A 16,305-nucleotide genomic window follows, 5' to 3' on the forward strand; every position below is an offset into this window, starting at 1 on the left:
TGCCATTTGGCTCGCCCTTTCGTTATACTTTTGTGGACACTCCTAAATTCCTTGAATAAGGCCCGCCTATGTCCATCCCGGATCCCTTTCGCGAACGCGAAGCCGAGAAGTATGAAAATCCCATCCCAAGCCGCGAAGCCATTCTGGCGCTGATCGAAAAACAGCGCACTCCGGTATCCCGTGACGAATTGATGACCTTGCTGAACCTGTCCGGTGAAGAGCCGGAAGAGGCACTGCGCCGCCGCCTGCGCGCCATGGAGCGCGATGGTCAGTTGGTGTTTACTCGGGCCAAGGCCTACGCCTTGCCAGAGAAGATGAATTTAGTGAAGGGCACCGTGCTGGGCCATAAGGATGGTTTCGGTTTCCTGCGCCCTGAAGAGGGGGGGGAGGATCTCTTCCTGGCCCCTCGCGAGATGGATCGCCTGATGCATGGTGACTATGTGCTGGTGCAGCCCACCGGGCTGGATCCGCGCGGCCGGCGTGAGGCGCGCCTGGTGCGCCTGCTCAAGTCCCGGGAGCTGGATGTGGTGGGGCGCTACTTCATCGAGAACGACGTCGGCTTCGTGGTGCCAGATGATACGCGCCTTGGCCAGGATATCCTGATCCCGCCGGGCATGAATAAAGGGGCGCGTCAGAGCCAGATGGTCGTGGTGCGCATTACCCAGCGCCCCTCGGGTCGCATGAATGCGGTGGGTGAGGTGCTCGAAGTCTTGGGCGACCACATGGATCCGGGTCTCGAAATCGAAGTGGCCATCCGTAACTATGGCATTCCCCATGTCTGGCCAGCCGATGTGCTGGAGGAGATCAAGGGGCTCACCGAAGAGGTGCCTGAAGTCGCCAAGCAGGGGCGGGTCGATCTGCGACAGTTGCCTCTGATGACCATAGATGGCGAGGATGCCCGTGACTTCGATGATGCCGTCTACTGTGAGCGTAAACGCTCCGGGGGCTGGCGTCTGTGGGTGGCGATCGCCGATGTCTCCTACTATGTGCGTCATGGCAAACCACTGGATGCCGAGGCCCATAACCGCGGCAACTCTGTCTACTTCCCGGAAAACGTGGTCCCCATGTTGCCCGAGGTGCTCTCCAACGGCCTCTGTTCCTTGAACCCGCAGGTGGACCGCCTCTGCATGGTCTGCGAGATGACCATCAGCGAGACGGGTCGCATGTCCGGTTACAAGTTCTTCGAGGCGGTGATGAACTCGCATGCCCGTTTCACCTACACCAAGGTGGCGGCGATCCTGGAGGGCGATCCCAAGCTGCGCCAGCAATATGAGCCGCTGGTGGGTCATATCGAGGAGTTGCACAAGCTCTACCTGGCCTTGAAGCATGCGCGCCATGAACGGGGTGCGGTGGAGTTTGAGAGCGATGAAACCCGCTTCATCTTCAACGCTCAGCGTAAGATTGAACGCATAGTTCCGCTGGTGCGCAACGATGCCCACAAGCTCATCGAAGAGTGCATGATCCAGGCGAACGTGGCGGCAGCCCGCTACATCGAGAAGTGCGAGGCCGAGACCCTGTTCCGTATCCACGAGCGGCCGGGTGAACTCAAGCTGGAAACCTTCCGCCAGTTCCTGGGTGAACTGGGTCTGGAGCTCAAGGGGGGTCTGGAGCCTGAGTCCAAGGACTTTGCCGAGCTGGCCGAGCTGGTACGGGAGCGGCCGGATGTGGAGCTTATCAACTCCATGCTGCTGCGCTCCATGTCCCAGGCTCAGTACAGTGCCGACAACCTGGGCCACTTCGGTTTGGCTTTGAAGCAGTATGCCCACTTCACTTCGCCCATTCGTCGCTATCCGGATCTGCTGCTGCACCGGGCCATCAAGTATCAGTTGGCCAAGGAGCTGGGTAATCCGAAGCACAAGTGGACGCCGACCGGTGGCTACAACTATCTCTATGACGAAATTCAGCCCATGGGCTTGCAGTGCTCCATGACTGAGCGCCGGGCCGATGATGCCACCCGCGATGTGGCCGACTGGCTCAAGTGCGAATACATGCAGGATCATGTGGGTCAGGAGATGGAGGGGGTTATCTCCGGGGTGACCGGCTTTGGCATGTTCGTGCGCTTGGCGGACTTGCACATAGATGGTCTGGTGCACATCAGCACCCTAGGCAATGACTACTATCAGTTTGATGCCGCCCGCCAAACCCTGATCGGCGAGAATTTCCGTCGCGTCCATCGCCTGGGTGACAAGGTGCGGGTCAAGGTGATGGGGGTCAATCTGGACGATCGCAAGATCGACTTCCAGCTGATTGAGGAGCCCTTCAACTTCAAGGGGAAGGATGCCAAGAAGCAGAGCCTGCGTCTGGAAGAGATCAAGGGCGAGAAGCAGAAAGCCGCCCGACGTCGGGAGCACAAGGCCGAGCAACACTCCCAGGATAAAGCGGCGCGCGGTAAAGGCGGCGTCAAGGGAGAGGGCAAAGGGCCTGCTCCTGCTGCTAAGGAAGGGGCGGGCAAGAAACGGCGCCGCAGCAAGGCTAAGGCCGCTAAGGCGGATGCTGGTAAAACGGCCAAGAAGCGCTAAGCCAATAAGCCGCGTTTGATGTGTCGTTAACCCAAGCGCCCCGGCTTACAGCGGGGCGTTTGTATTTGTGCCGGTGAATAACAGGCAGATCGGTGTGCGCTGAGATAGAATAGCGCCCCAAGGGGAGGCTGGTCGGCCTCCAGAAGAACAAGGATCTGAAAGTGAGTAATGAACTGATCTACGGCATTCATGCGGTGAGTGCCTTGCTGGAGCGTCAGCCGGAGCGTTTTCTCGAGGCCTGGGTACTCAAGGGACGGGATGATGAGCGCCTGCTGCCGCTGCTCAATCAGTTGCAACAGTGTGGAGTCAGCATCCAGTTGGTGACTCGCAAGACCCTGGATGACAAGGCCGAGGGGGCCATTCACCAGGGGATCATAGCCCGCATTCGCGAAGGTAAAAAGTATGACGAACAGGACCTCTGGGCGCTGCTGGAAGGGATCGAACAGCCCTTCTTGTTGATCCTGGATGGGGTCACCGACCCCCACAACCTGGGTGCCTGCCTGCGTAATGCCGATGCCGCCGGAGTCCATGCGCTGATAGTGCCCCGTGACAAGTCGGTGAGCCTCAATGGCACGGCGCGCAAGGTGGCCTGTGGCGCCGCCGAGACTGTCCCCTTCATTCAGGTCACCAACCTGGCGCGCACGCTGCGTGAGCTGCAGGAGCGGGGCGTTTGGGTGGTAGGCACGGCGGGTGAGGCGGACCATGATCTCTATCAGAGCAAACTGACCGGCCCGCTAGCCCTGGTGATGGGGGCTGAAGGCTCCGGTATGCGCCGGCTGACCCGTGAGAATTGCGATGAACTCATCAGCATTCCCATGGCCGGTGGCGTCTCCAGCCTGAACGTCTCTGTGGCTACTGGCGTTTGTCTGTTCGAGGCGGTGCGTCAACGTCGAGGGTGAGTGGATTGCCTTGATTAAATTTTAATTGCAATCGTGGTTGGGCTCGCATAGAATTCCGCGCCTCAAAAGTCAGTCAAAAACATACTTTTAAGTTCCTTGCCCTCGATGGTCTGACTGAGCCAAGACGGGGGCTACTAAACCGTAAGGAGCAATCCATGCGTCACTACGAAATCGTCTTCATGGTTCACCCGGACCAGAGCGAACAAGTTGCTGGCATGATCGAGCGCTATACTGGCGCCATCGAGAAGTCTGGCGGCAAGATCCACCGCCTGGAAGATTGGGGCCGTCGTCAACTGGCTTACCCAATCGACAAGCTGCACAAGGCACACTACGTTCTGCTGAACGTTGAAGCTGAGCAAGCTGTGATCGACGAGCTGGAGTCTAACTTCCGCTACAACGATGCAGTTATCCGCAATCTGATCATGCGTACTAAGAACGCTGTGACCGAAGCCTCTCCGATGGCCAAGGCCCGCGAAGAACGTCAAGGCCGTCGCGATGATCGCATCGAAGCCGATGATGTTGCTGAAGCCGCTGAGTAATTCCAGAGACTATTAAGAGGATAACCGCAAATGGCACGTTATTTCCGTCGTCGCAAGTTCTGCCGCTTCACCGCTGAAGGCGTCACCGAGATCGATTACAAAGATACTCTGACCCTGAAGAACTACGTTACTGAATCTGGCAAGATCGTACCGAGCCGCATCACCGGTACCCGCGCTAAGTATCAGCGTCAACTGGCCCGCGCCATCAAGCGTGCCCGTTACCTGGCTCTGCTGCCTTACACTGATCTGCACAATAAGTGATTTGGCGCCTGGCCTAACTCAACATTAACCGAGGAAAGGTAATGCAAGTAATTCTGCTCGATAAAATCGCTCGTCTGGGCGGTTTGGGTGACACAGTTGAAGTGAAAAGCGGTTTCGCTCGTAACTTCCTGATCCCGCAAGGCAAGGCTGTTATGGCCACCAAGGCAAACCTGGAAGTGTTTGAAACTCGTCGCGCCGAACTCGAAGCCAAGCTGGCTGGTGTTCTGGCTGCTGCCGAGGCTCGCGCTGCTCAGATCGCTGCCCTGGAAAATGTGACCATTGAGTCCAAGTCTGGTGACGAAGGCAAGCTGTTCGGCTCCATCGGTACCCGTGACGTGGCTGATGCCATCACTGCCGCTGGCGTTGCAGTTTCTAAGAGCGAAATCCGTATGCCAGAAGGCGCTCTGCGCTACACTGGCGAATACGACATCGCTGTACAAGTACACGCTGACGTCAAGACCTCTGTGAAGATCGCCGTAGTTGCTTCTAAGTAATTACTGAGCTTCAGGTCGAAAAACCCGCGCTAGTCGCGGGTTTTTTATTGCCCGCTTTCCGGCTAGAGTGAAGAGAGAGTTTCACATCTGGAGCGGGATATGACGGATTGGGTCGAAGGGCGAGTCATTAAGGTGATCCGCTGGAATCAACAGCTCTTCTCGCTACGGGTAGAAGCTGAGCTGGCACCCTATGAGGCGGGTCAGTTTACCCGTCTCGCTCTGCTGTTACCTGCCCCCGAGGCACCATCTGGGGTGGAGCGTGTGGCTCATGCCTACTCCTTCGTCAACCCGCCCAATGCGGGCTTCCATGAGTTTTATGTGGTTCTCATTCCAGGCGGTCGCCTGACGCCTCATCTGCACCGCCTGACGGTGGGTGATACCCTTCAAGTGGCCCGGCAGGCCAGTGGCTTTCTCACCCTGAATGAGTTACCTGCTGGTCGGGATCTCTGGATGCTGGCGACCGGTACGGCCATTGGCCCCTTTCTCTCCCTCCTGGCTGATGGCGCCGTGGCGGAGCGCTTTGAGCAACTGGTGCTGGCGCACGGGGTACGTCTGGGTGAGGAGCTGAGTTATCAGCCGCTTATCCATGAGCTGATGGCGCGCTGGCCTGGTCGCTTGCACTATGTTCCTTTCGTCACCCGCGAGTCTTGGCCCGAGGGATTGGCGGGCCGCATCCCGGCGGCCATTCTGGACGGGCGTCTTGAGCAAGCAGTCGGCCTATCTCTGCAGCCTGAGTTCAGTCAGGTGATGCTGTGTGGCAATCCCGCCATGGTCAAGGAGACACTGCAAGCCCTGCAGAGCCGGGGTCTGAGCAAGCATCTGCGGCGGGCTCCTGGACAAGTGAGCATGGAAAACTACTGGTAAGGCTGGCCGTCAAGGCTCTGGTCATGCCCCCTCTAGCCTAGTATTCTCGGCGCATCATTTTTTGTTCTCTCCTGGTAGGGTTCGCTAATAGTGCAACTTCAGATCACGGCCTCGGGTCACCCGACCATCTTGCGATGGGCCGAAATTGCGCCAGTTTGGTCAGCGCAGACTCATACCTGGGGTTCGCGGCTCTTGTCATGCTAAGTTGGGCGGCCTGGGCTCTGTTTGTCAGCGCCTTTACCTCGGCTACTCTGCTGCCGGGCAGTTCGGAGTTGGCCTTGGGGGCGCTGCTACTCAAGGCACCAGACCAGTGGCCCTGGTGGGTATTGGTGGCCACGCTGGGCAATGCGCTGGGCTCTATGGTGAGTTGGAGCATGGGGTACTGGCTGGCTCGCTACCGGCCCTTGACTCCCCTCGTCAAGCCTGCCCAGCAGCGGGCCCTGGCCTGGTTGCAGCGACACGGTTATTACTCCCTGCTACTGGCCTGGGTGCCTGTGGTGGGGGATCCGCTCTGTCTGCTGGCCGGCTGGTTGCGCTGGTCCTGGTCGCTTTCTTTGTTCTTTATCCTGATGGGCAAGGCTGCCCGTTATCTATTGATCGCGATGACAGCGGATTTGCTGTGGTGAGCGATGGTTGTGAGAGGTGGTTGTGAAGCGTTATCTCGTCCCCTTGGGTGCCTGCCTGTTTTCCCTGCTGGTGCCCCCTGTTCTGGCGGCGTCTGCCGTACAATTGGTTGCTGAACAAAAAGCTGAACCCGGCTCTCTGGCCATTCCCTATCAAAAATACCATCTGGCCAATGGCTTGACCCTGATCCTGAGCCCGGATCACTCCGACCCTCTGGTGCATGTGAATGTGACCTACCATGTGGGGTCGGCGCGCGAGGTTCAGGGGATGACCGGCTTTGCTCACTTCTTCGAACACATGATGTTCCAGGGCTCCAAGCATGTGGCCGATCAACAGCACTTCAAGCTGATCGAGGAGGCGGGTGGGTCATTGAATGGCTCCACCGGTCAGGATGTAACTCGTTATTTCCAGACGGTTCCAGCCAATGAGCTGGAGAAGGTACTTTGGCTGGAGGCGGATCGCATGGGCTTCCTGCTGGATGCGGTGAGCCAGAAGAAGTTCGAGATCCAGCGTGATACGGTGAAGAACGAGCGGGGCCAGACCATGGATAACCAACCCTATGGTCGGGTGCGCGAGGTCTTGGGTGAATCGCTTTATCCCCGCGACCATCCCTACTCCTGGCAGCCCATTGGCTATATCGACGACCTCAACCGGGTCGATGTGAATGACCTCAAGCGTTTCTTCCTGCGCTGGTATGGCCCCAATAATGCGACCCTGACCATAGGGGGGGATTTCCAACCCGAGCAGGCGCTGGCCTGGGTGGAGCGTTACTTTGTCCCCATTCCGGCAGGCCCCGAGGTGAGCAAACCGGCACTGCAGCCCGTGGCGCTAGAGAAGCCGCGGCATGTGACCTATGAGGACAACATCAAGCTACCCCTGCTGTTGGTCACCTATCCGACGGCGGTCGTCCCTGGCTCCCAGAGTGAGGCGGCGCTGGATATTTTCGCCGACAAGCTGGCGGGGTCGAAGAACTCGATTTTCTATCAGCAATTGGTTAAGCCTGGCCTGGCTCTGGAGGCGAGTGCCTCGTTTAATTGTGCTGAGCTCAACTGTAACTTGCAGTTGATGCTGCAACCCAATCCGCAGAAGCTCACCTCTCTTAAGCCCCTGGCCGAGCAGGTGCAGCGCTTGCTGGCCGAGTTTGCCCAGCAGGGGATCACCTCGGCCGATCTGGCTCGGATCAAAGGCATAGTGCGGGCCAATAGTGTCTGGGGGCGCGAGAGTGTCGAGGATAAGGTGGGTCAACTGGCATCAGGTCAGGTGCTGTTTGGTGATCCCAATTCCAGCGTGCACAGTATGCAGCAGCTGAACCAGGTCACGGCTGAGCAGGTGTTACAAGCTTATCAACAACATATAGCCAATAAACCCGCGCTCTGGCTCAGCGTCATCCCCAAGGGGCAGCGTCAGTGGCAGGTGGCCAAACCCGATTATCAGCCGGGTGAGCGGAAGCTGGTGCCCTACCAACATGAGGCGGCTCCCGCCCTGCGTACCCTGGTGGATAACTTCGATCGCAGCCGGATGCCGCACAGTGGTGCCGCCCTGGTGCGTGCCGTGCCCCCTCTGTGGCAGAGCAAGCTGACCGATCAGATTAAGGTGTGGGGCAGCCGCAATACCGAGATACCGGCCGTCACCCTGACGATTACCCTACCGGGTGGGCGCCGGGTGGAGTCACCTAAGGAGGCGGGATTGGCCAGCCTCACGGCCATGCTGGTGCGGCAGGGGACACAGCGCCTGAGTGGCGAGCAGTTGAGTGAAGAGTTGCAGCGATTGGGTTCCTCCATCTCGATCAGTGCCGCTAGCTATAACACCCTGATCACGGTCAGCGCCCTGGCCGAGAATCTGCCCCAGACTCTGAAGTTGGTGGCGGAGCTGCTCGATACTCCCGGCTTGCGCGAGAGTGATTTTGCTCGCATCAAGAACCAGATGTTGCAGTCCTTGCGTCAAGGCGAGCAAGAGCCTGGGCAGCAGGCCGAGGATGCGTTTTATCGCCAGATCTATGGTGCCTCCTCTCCGTTGTCACAGCCGGACGAGGGGTATGCGACTACGCTGGAACGTCTAACGTTGCAGCAGGTGCAGGAGTACTACCAGCGCTATTACTTCCCGGCCGGGGGTGTGGTGGTGGCCGTGGGGGACATGGATCAGCAGAGCTTGCTGCCTCAGTTGGCGTTTCTAGCGGCACGCAAGGGAGAGGCGAAGAACCTGCCGAATCTCAAGCCGAGTGAGCCGGAGGCTAAACCCGGTATTTATCTGGTGGATTATCCCGGGGCGATGCAATCCACGCTGCGGGTGGGGCGCCGGGCTCTGCCTTATGATGCGATGGGCGATTATCTGCTGGCCAATCTGATGAATTTTAACTTTGCCGGCAACTTCAATAGTCGTCTGAATCAGACGCTACGTGAGCAGAAGGGCTACACCTATGGTGCCAGCTGCGGTTTCAGTGGCAATCGGGATACCGGCGATTTTGTTTGCAGTAGTGATGTGCGTGGCGAGGCAACGGTCGATGCCCTGCGCCAGTTACTGCGAGTGATGGGGGAGTATCGGCGCAGTGGCCCGGATGGCAAGGAGCTGGCCTACCTGAAGTCGGCCTTCTCCCGTCAGGATGCCCTCTCCTATGAAACGCTGGGGCAGAAGGCCAACTTCCTGCTCAATATGGCTATCAACAAGCAGAGTGCCGGTTATGTGTTGGCCCAACAGGCCAAGGTGGAGGCGGTGAGTCAGCCACAGCTACAACAGCAGGCGCTACGTTGGTTGAACCAGGAGCAGATGATCATAGTGGTGGTAGGTGATGCCAAGCGACTTGAAAAACCACTCAAGGAGCTCCACCTTCCTATTTATCGCTATATGGCACCAGGGGCGACCCAAGGTTAATGTCGGCACTGGAGCAGTGCCTTAAGGATAGGTATGAAATCTGAGGTCTCACTGACCGATATGCTGGAGCAGCTCAACACCCCGGAGCGCATCGGTGCGGTGCGGGGTATTCGTCGGGGCATAGAGCGGGAGAGTTTGCGCATCACACCCGAGGGGCGGCTCTCTCAGCTGGCCCATCCTGCGGTACTGGGTGCGGCGCTTACTCACCCTAGCATCACCACCGACTATGCTGAGAGCCTGATGGAGTTTATCACCCCGGCGTCCGACTCCATGGATACCCTGCTCTCCCAGTTGGCGGATATTCATCGCTACGCGGTGCAGCATCTGGGGGAGGAGCGGTTGTGGCCTATGTCCATGCCCTGCTTCATCGGTGGTGAGGAGAGCATCCACCTGGCCCAGTACGGCAGTTCGAATCTGGGGCGCATGAAGACCCTCTATCGCCAGGGATTACACCACAGGTATGGCAGCCTGATGCAGGTCATTGCCGGTGTGCATTATAACTTCTCCATGCCCGATAGTTTCTGGAGTGAGTGGCAAGAGGTGCGAGGGGTGCGTTGCCAGTGCAAGCGCTTTATCTCCGATGGCTACATGGGCCTTATCCGCAATGTCTACCGTTTCGGTTGGTTGATCCCCTACCTGTTTGGCGCCTCTCCTGCCTTGTGCAGCTCATTCTTGCAAGGGCGCGAGAGTGGCTTGCCATTCCAGAAGCTGGGCAAGGGGACGCTCTATCTACCCTATGCCACCTCGTTGCGCCTCTCCGATCTGGGTTACACCAACAGTGCTCAGGCGAATTTGGGCATCAACCATGACAATTTGGACAGCTATTTGATGAGTGTGCGTCGCGCCTTGCGCACCAAGGCCGAAGAGTTTAGCCGACTGGGTGTCAAGGTGGAGGGGGAATACCGTCAGCTCAATGACAATGTGTTGCAGCTGGAGAATGAGCTCTATGCGCCCATTCGTCCCAAGCGCAGCCCCAGAGCCGGCGAGCGCACGCTGACGGCACTGGAGCACCGTGGCATCGAGTATATTGAGTTACGGACGCTGGACCTTAATCCCTTCACGCCGCTCGGTGTCGACATTCAGCAACTACGTTTTCTGGATCTCTTCCTGGTCTGGTGTCTGCTCAAACCCTCGGCCCCTTTGAGTGATGAGGAGAACCGGCGTAATCGGCACAACCTGACTCAGGTGGTACTGGAGGGGCGTCGTCCTGGCATCAAGCTGCAGAGTGAGCAGGGCGAGTTGGGGCTGCGGGAGTGGGGGGAGCAGCTGTTTGATGAGTTGGCTCAGGTGGCCCAATTGCTGGATCGCACCTATGGCCGAGTGCAGTATCAGATAGCGTTGCAGGCCCAGCGCGAGAAGCTGCTGGATCCGAGCCAGACCCTGTCAGCCCGGTTGCTGGATCATCTGGTCAGCCATGATCTGGATAATGGCGCCTATGGCCGTGAGTTAGCGGAGAAGTATCGGCAGCAATTGCGTGGTGAGGAGCTCACCTTCTGGGATGGTGCCTATTTTGCCGATGAGGCCCATGCCTCTTTGGCGAAACAGGGGGAGCTGGAGGCCACGGATCATATGGGCTTCGATGAGTTTCTGCGCAGTTATCTGTCACACTGAGTTCGTCGCACCCAATAAAAACGCCAGCATAGCGCTGGCGTTTTTATTGGCGGCTGGTGGTGCTTAGCGAGTCAGCAGCTCATTATCGGGGTAGTTCGCCGCCAGCACCTTGCGGGCATTGCGGGAGAGATCGCTCATCTCCAGCTTGTCGTAGGATTTGACCATGATCTCCAGAGCAGCCTCGGTCGAGGGGCTATCACTGAAGTTTTCCACTATGCCCTTGGCGCGATTGGCGGCGGCAATCCAGGCACCCCGGCGCCAGTAGTAGTCGGCAACAGAGAGGTCATACTTGGCAAGGCGATCCTTGAGGCTCACCATGCGGGCGTGTGAATCGGCCGCATATTGACTCTGAGGGTAGTTGTTGAGCACTACCTTGAAGTCACGGAATGCCTGGCGAGCATAGCTTGGGTCACGATCCGACCTGTCCATGCCAAAGGTATGGTGGAAGAAGTTATAGTCTGCCTGCATGTTGGTCAGGCCGCGCATGTAATAGACATAGTCTACGTCTTTATGGGTGGGGTTTAGACGCAGGAAGCGGTCTATGTTGGCGATGGCGTGGGCCGTATCCCCATCCTTGTAATAGGCGTAGATCAGATCCAGCTGCACCTGGGCCGAGTAGGGGCCGAATGGATAGCGGGAATCCAGGGCCTCCAGCAACTCAACCGCCTTGTTGTAGTTACCGCTATCGAGTTTTTCCTGGGCCTGTTGGAACAATTTTTCCGGCGGCTCATCGGGGACCTTCTCCTTGTCTGTGGAGGAACAACCGGCCAGCAAGGCCAGGACAAGGGTCAAAGGGAGCAGCAAGTGAGACTTCTTCAACATGCACATGGGATCCTGTTTCGCACAATTGCAGAAGTATCCGTTAAGCTCAGGCAAAAGAAAAGATAGAATGCGCCAAATGCCTTTCCAAACTAGAGAACATCCATGAGCCAAGCAATCGAATTAACCGGGATATTTGAGGACCGCCACTATGGCAAACGTCTGGATCAGGCGTTGTCCGATCTGTTTCCCGATTACTCCAGAACCCGGATCAAGGAGTGGGTTCTGGATGACAAGGTCAGCCTGGATGGCAAGGTGGTCAATGTGCCCCGTGAGCGGGTAATGGCGGGTCAACAAGTCTTGATAGTGGCCGAAGTGGCCGAAGAGACACGCTGGAAGGCTCAGGACATAGCGCTCAACATAGTCTATGAAGATGACCATATCCTGGTGATCGACAAACCAGCTGGCCTGGTGGTGCACCCTGGGGCGGGAACCCCGGATGGGACTGTGCTCAACGCCCTGCTCTATCGCTATCCGGAAATTGCCGAAGTACCGCGTGCCGGGATTGTGCACCGTCTGGATAAGGACACCACAGGATTGATGGTGATCGCCAAGTCCATTCCCGCCCAGACCCATCTGGTGGATGCCCTGCAGCGTCGTGACATCACCCGGGAATATGAGGCCATAGCGGTGGGCCATATGACCGCAGGCGGTACGGTAGATGAGCCCATAGGTCGCCATGCCAACTTGCGCACCCATATGGCTGTGACTCCCACTGGTAAGCCTGCTGTTACCCACTATCGCGTGATGGAGAAATTCCGGGCGCACACCCGTCTGCGTCTGCGTCTGGAAACCGGGCGTACGCACCAGATCCGGGTGCATATGGCCTATATTAAACACCCGCTGTTGGGTGATCCAACCTATGGCGGTCGTTCGCGCCCCATTCGCAATGCTACGCCGGAATTTACCGCGGCCCTACGCGGTTTTCAGCGCCAGGCTTTGCATGCCACCATGTTGCGCCTGGCCCATCCGGTCACCTGTGAGCTGATGGAGTGGCATTCGCCCATTCCTCAGGACATGGTGGATCTGATTGAGGTTTTGCGTGCCGATACGGTCGCCAACCCGGATGATCTGGTATGGGTCTGATCCATCCCCAGTGGCCCGCACCCTCTCGGGTGCGGGCCATCTTCACTAATCGCCAGGATGGGGTGAGTACCGGTGTCTATGCCGGGCTCAATCTCGGCGCCCATGTGGCCGATGATCCGGCCCATGTCGCCGAGAATCGGCGCCAGCTCACTGCCTCATTGCAGTTGCCACAAGAACCGATCTGGCTGGAGCAAGTGCATGGGGTGGATGTCTATCGCATCGATAGCGCCGAACAGGCTCAGCCAGCTGTGCCGCCGACTGCAGATGCGGCCGTGACGCAACGGGAGGGTGTTCCCCTAACCGTGATGACGGCCGACTGCCTGCCTCTGCTGCTGTGCGATCAGGCGGGCAGTGTCATCGCGACGGCCCATGCCGGTTGGCGCGGCTTGTGTGACGGGGTGATAGAGCAGACGGTGGCGGCTATGCAGGTGCCCGTTGCTGAGATCCTGGTCTGGCTCGGGCCCGCTATCGGCCCCACGGCGTTTGAAGTGGGCAGCGAGGTGCGTGCGGCATTTCTGGCGCAAGATGCTGCCGCCGAGCAGGCTTTTGTTGCCTCCTCCGTATCGGGGAAATGGCTAGCCGATCTCTTCTTGCTGGCGCGCCTGCGCTTGGCTCGCTTGGGAATAACGCAAATCTATGGTGGTGATGAGTGCACTTACCGCAATCAAGAGCAGTTTTACTCCTATCGCCGCGATGGTCAGACGGGCCGCATGAGCGGTGTTATCTGGTTGATGCCGCAAAATTGACCACCCCGACTTGAATACGGCGCAATAACCCCCATCTTCAATAGCAAGGCGGCCAGCCATATCGGTTGGTTGCAAGCCGTACGCAAGAAGGGAGAGCGAAATGCGTTTGGATCGTCTCACCAGTAAATTTCAGGTCGCCATCTCTGATGCCCAGTCGTTGGCATTGGGCCGCGATCACCAATTCATCGAACCCATTCACCTGATGCTGGCCCTTCTGGACCAGCAGGGGGGCTCTATTCGCCCGCTGTTGACCCTGGCCGGGGCCGATGTGAGTGGGCTGCGTAATCGCCTGAGCCAAGAGCTGGATCGCTTGCCGAAAGTCAGTGGCGTGGATGGCGATGTACAACTTTCCCCCCAGCTGGGTCGCGTCCTCAATATGTGCGACAAGCTCTCCCAGCAACGGCAGGACAAGTTCATCTCCTCCGAGATGTTTGTGCTGGCGGGTCTGGACGATAGAGGGCAACTGGGGGATCTGCTGCGCGCTAGCGGCCTCAAAAAAGAGAACCTGGAGAAGGCTATCGAGCAGGTGCGGGGAGGCAACAAGGTGGATGATGCCGAGGCCGAAGAGAAGCGGCAGGCATTGGAGAAGTACACCATAGATCTGACTGAGCGTGCCGAACGCGGCAAGCTGGACCCTGTCATAGGTCGGGATGAAGAGATACGCCGCACCATACAGGTGCTACAGCGCCGGACCAAGAATAACCCGGTCCTCATTGGCGAACCTGGTGTGGGTAAGACAGCCATCGCCGAGGGGCTAGCCCAGCGCATCATCAATGGTGAAGTGCCCGAGGGGCTGAAGAATAAACGGGTGTTGTCACTGGATATGGGCTCCCTGTTGGCGGGCGCTAAGTATCGGGGCGAGTTTGAGGAGCGGCTCAAGGCCGTGCTCAACGAGCTGGCCAAGGAGGAGGGGAATGTCATCCTCTTTATCGATGAACTACATACCATGGTGGGCGCGGGCAAGGCCGAAGGCGCCATGGATGCGGGCAATATGCTCAAGCCAGCCTTGGCGCGGGGTGAACTCCACTGTGTCGGTGCCACCACGCTGGATGAGTATCGACAATATATAGAGAAGGATGCGGCACTGGAGCGTCGTTTCCAGAAGGTACTGATCGAAGAGCCGAGCGTGGAGGACACCATCGCCATACTGCGGGGGCTCAAGGGGCGCTACGAGCTGCATCATCATGTGCAGATCACCGACCCGGCCATAGTCGCGGCGGCCACCCTCTCGCATCGCTACATCTCAGGCCGTCAACTGCCAGACAAGGCCATAGATCTGATTGATGAGGCGGCCGCCAGCATTCGCTTGCAGATGGATTCCAAGCCGGAGCAACTGGATCGTCTGGAACGGCGCATCATCCAATTGAAAATGGAGCAGCAGGCTCTGATGAAAGAGCAGGATGCGGCCAGCGCCCAGCGACTGCAGCTCATAAACGGCGAAATTAGGGAAAAAGAGGGGGAGTATAATGAGCTAGAGGAGCTCTGGAAGGCGGAGAAGGCCTCCTTGGCCGGGACTCAGCACATCAAGGCTGAATTGGAAAAGGCGCGTCAGGAGTTTGATGTCGCCAGTCGTGCTCAGGACTTGGCTCGCATGTCCGAGCTGCGTTATGGCCGCATCCCCGAGTTGGAGAAGCAGCTGGATCTGGCTTCTCAGGCCGAGATGCATGATGAGAAGTTGCTGCGCAACCGGGTGACTGATGCCGAGATCGCCGAGGTGCTCGCTCGTTGGACCGGTATTCCGGTGGCGCGCATGCTGGAGAGCGAGAAAGAGAAGCTGATGCGCATGGAGGAGCACTTGCACAAACGGGTGATAGGCCAAGATGAGGCCGTGGAAGCCGTCGCCAATGCCATCCGTCGCAGCCGGGCTGGCCTCGCAGATCCAATGAGGCCAATCGGTTCGTTTCTCTTTCTGGGGCCAACCGGGGTGGGGAAGACAGAGCTATGCAAGGCATTGGCCGAGTATCTGTTTGATACTCAGGACGCCATGGTTCGCATCGATATGTCTGAATTTATGGAAAAGCATAGTGTGGCGCGTTTGGTCGGGGCACCTCCAGGTTATGTGGGCTATGAAGAGGGGGGCTATCTCACCGAGGCTGTGCGGCGTAAACCTTATTCTGTCATCTTGCTGGATGAAGTAGAGAAGGCCCACCCGGATGTCTTTAACATCCTGTTGCAGGTGCTGGATGACGGTCGTCTGACCGATGGTCAGGGGCGCACAGTGGATTTCCGCAACTCAGTGGTGATCATGACCTCCAACCTGGGATCGGATCTCATCCAGGAGCAGCATGGCGAGGCCAGCTATGATGAGATGAAACGGATGCTGATGGATGTACTTGCGCACAGTTTCCGTCCCGAGTTCCTCAATCGTATCGATGAGAGTGTTGTGTTCCATCCTTTGGGACGTGGCCATATTGAGTTGATTGCCCGTATCCAGTTGGACAGTCTGCTCAAACGCCTGGATGGGATGGGCTATAAGGTCGAGCTACGCGACAGCCTGTTGGGCCACTTGGCCGAGGTCGGGTTCGATCCGGTGTTTGGTGCTCGCCCGCTTAAGCGCGCCATCCAGCAAGAGGTGGAGAACCCACTGGCCCAAGCTATTCTCTCTGGCAAGGTGTTGCCAGGTAAGCTTATGGTTTTGACGTTGCAAGATGGGCGTTTTGCCATCGAATAGCCACCGCACTCATAATCGACAGGGTAAAGGAAGAAACGAGGCGGGAAACCGCCTCGATATTGAGAGTGTAATGGTGAAGGCCTAGGCTGATATGTTGTTTTTTACTGCACTTTGATGGCAAAACAAGCGAACGCGCAGTTTTATCCTATATTTATTAGCTAGGCACTTGCGTGCCGAATCGAACTCCCTATAATGCCGCCTCGTTGACACGGCAAAGCAGGCACTCTTCGGAGGTGATGCAAGCGGTGTTAACCGGGCCGAAACGCCCCGGAGCGAGTGCAGTAAAATGTGCTTGACTCTGAAG

At 57.9% G+C, this 16,305-nt stretch carries 13 protein-coding genes; 12 read left to right on the forward strand and 1 reads right to left on the reverse strand.

Annotated features, from left to right (window positions below):
* Nucleotides 1–68 precede the first annotated feature (68 nt).
* From rnr to gshA, 9 genes are all read left to right on the forward strand, one after another.
* Nucleotides 69–2,519, forward strand: a complete 2,451-nt coding sequence (gene rnr / locus ACZYTD_RS16615) for a ribonuclease R (RefSeq protein ID WP_463893745.1) — start codon at nucleotides 69–71, stop codon at nucleotides 2,517–2,519.
* A gap of 161 nt (nucleotides 2,520–2,680) precedes the next feature.
* Nucleotides 2,681–3,418: a 23S rRNA (guanosine(2251)-2'-O)-methyltransferase RlmB gene (gene rlmB, locus ACZYTD_RS16620; RefSeq protein WP_463893746.1), complete on the forward strand. Its 738-nt coding sequence runs from the start codon at nucleotides 2,681–2,683 to the stop codon at nucleotides 3,416–3,418.
* Between the two features lie 155 nt (nucleotides 3,419–3,573).
* Complete coding sequence (gene rpsF, locus ACZYTD_RS16625) at nucleotides 3,574–3,957, forward strand: 30S ribosomal protein S6 (RefSeq protein ID WP_463893747.1); 384 nt, start codon at nucleotides 3,574–3,576, stop codon at nucleotides 3,955–3,957.
* Between the two features lie 30 nt (nucleotides 3,958–3,987).
* Nucleotides 3,988–4,218, forward strand: coding sequence for a 30S ribosomal protein S18 (gene rpsR, locus ACZYTD_RS16630; RefSeq protein WP_460882936.1), 231 nt, complete (start codon nucleotides 3,988–3,990; stop codon nucleotides 4,216–4,218).
* Nucleotides 4,219–4,259: 41 nt separating this feature from the next.
* Complete coding sequence (gene rplI / locus ACZYTD_RS16635) at nucleotides 4,260–4,712, forward strand: 50S ribosomal protein L9 (protein ID WP_463893750.1); 453 nt, start codon at nucleotides 4,260–4,262, stop codon at nucleotides 4,710–4,712.
* Between the two features lie 99 nt (nucleotides 4,713–4,811).
* Complete coding sequence (locus ACZYTD_RS16640; RefSeq protein WP_463893751.1) at nucleotides 4,812–5,576, forward strand: ferredoxin--NADP reductase; 765 nt, start codon at nucleotides 4,812–4,814, stop codon at nucleotides 5,574–5,576.
* A 197-nt stretch (nucleotides 5,577–5,773) separates the two neighbouring features.
* Complete coding sequence (locus ACZYTD_RS16645; protein ID WP_463893754.1) at nucleotides 5,774–6,202, forward strand: YqaA family protein; 429 nt, start codon at nucleotides 5,774–5,776, stop codon at nucleotides 6,200–6,202.
* A 22-nt stretch (nucleotides 6,203–6,224) separates the two neighbouring features.
* Nucleotides 6,225–9,068, forward strand: a complete 2,844-nt coding sequence (locus ACZYTD_RS16650; RefSeq protein ID WP_463893756.1) for a M16 family metallopeptidase — start codon at nucleotides 6,225–6,227, stop codon at nucleotides 9,066–9,068.
* Between the two features lie 33 nt (nucleotides 9,069–9,101).
* A complete protein-coding gene (gene gshA, locus ACZYTD_RS16655) occupies nucleotides 9,102–10,679 on the forward strand; it encodes a glutamate--cysteine ligase (RefSeq protein ID WP_463893757.1) in 1,578 nt (525 codons plus the stop codon).
* A 63-nt stretch (nucleotides 10,680–10,742) separates the two neighbouring features.
* Here gshA and ACZYTD_RS16660 read toward each other — a convergent pair whose 3' ends face one another.
* Complete coding sequence (locus ACZYTD_RS16660) at nucleotides 10,743–11,501, reverse strand: outer membrane protein assembly factor BamD (RefSeq protein ID WP_463893758.1); 759 nt, start codon at nucleotides 11,499–11,501, stop codon at nucleotides 10,743–10,745.
* 102 nt (nucleotides 11,502–11,603) lie between these two features.
* Between ACZYTD_RS16660 and rluD the strand changes: the two genes are divergently transcribed.
* The 3 genes from rluD (at nucleotide 11,604) to clpB (ending at nucleotide 16,001) form a co-directional block, all read left to right on the forward strand.
* A complete protein-coding gene (gene rluD / locus ACZYTD_RS16665; protein ID WP_463893759.1) occupies nucleotides 11,604–12,584 on the forward strand; it encodes a 23S rRNA pseudouridine(1911/1915/1917) synthase RluD in 981 nt (326 codons plus the stop codon).
* Nucleotides 12,575–13,330 carry a peptidoglycan editing factor PgeF gene (gene pgeF / locus ACZYTD_RS16670; protein WP_463893760.1) on the forward strand — a complete coding sequence of 252 codons (756 nt, stop codon included), beginning with the start codon at nucleotides 12,575–12,577 and terminating at the stop codon, nucleotides 13,328–13,330. The genes rluD and pgeF overlap by 10 nt, the downstream gene beginning before the upstream one ends.
* Nucleotides 13,331–13,430: 100 nt before the next feature.
* Nucleotides 13,431–16,001, forward strand: coding sequence for an ATP-dependent chaperone ClpB (gene clpB, locus ACZYTD_RS16675; protein WP_463893762.1), 2,571 nt, complete (start codon nucleotides 13,431–13,433; stop codon nucleotides 15,999–16,001).
* Nucleotides 16,002–16,305: the final 304 nt, after the last annotated feature.

This window comes from Pseudaeromonas sp. HNCC25DJ180, assembly GCF_055413345.1.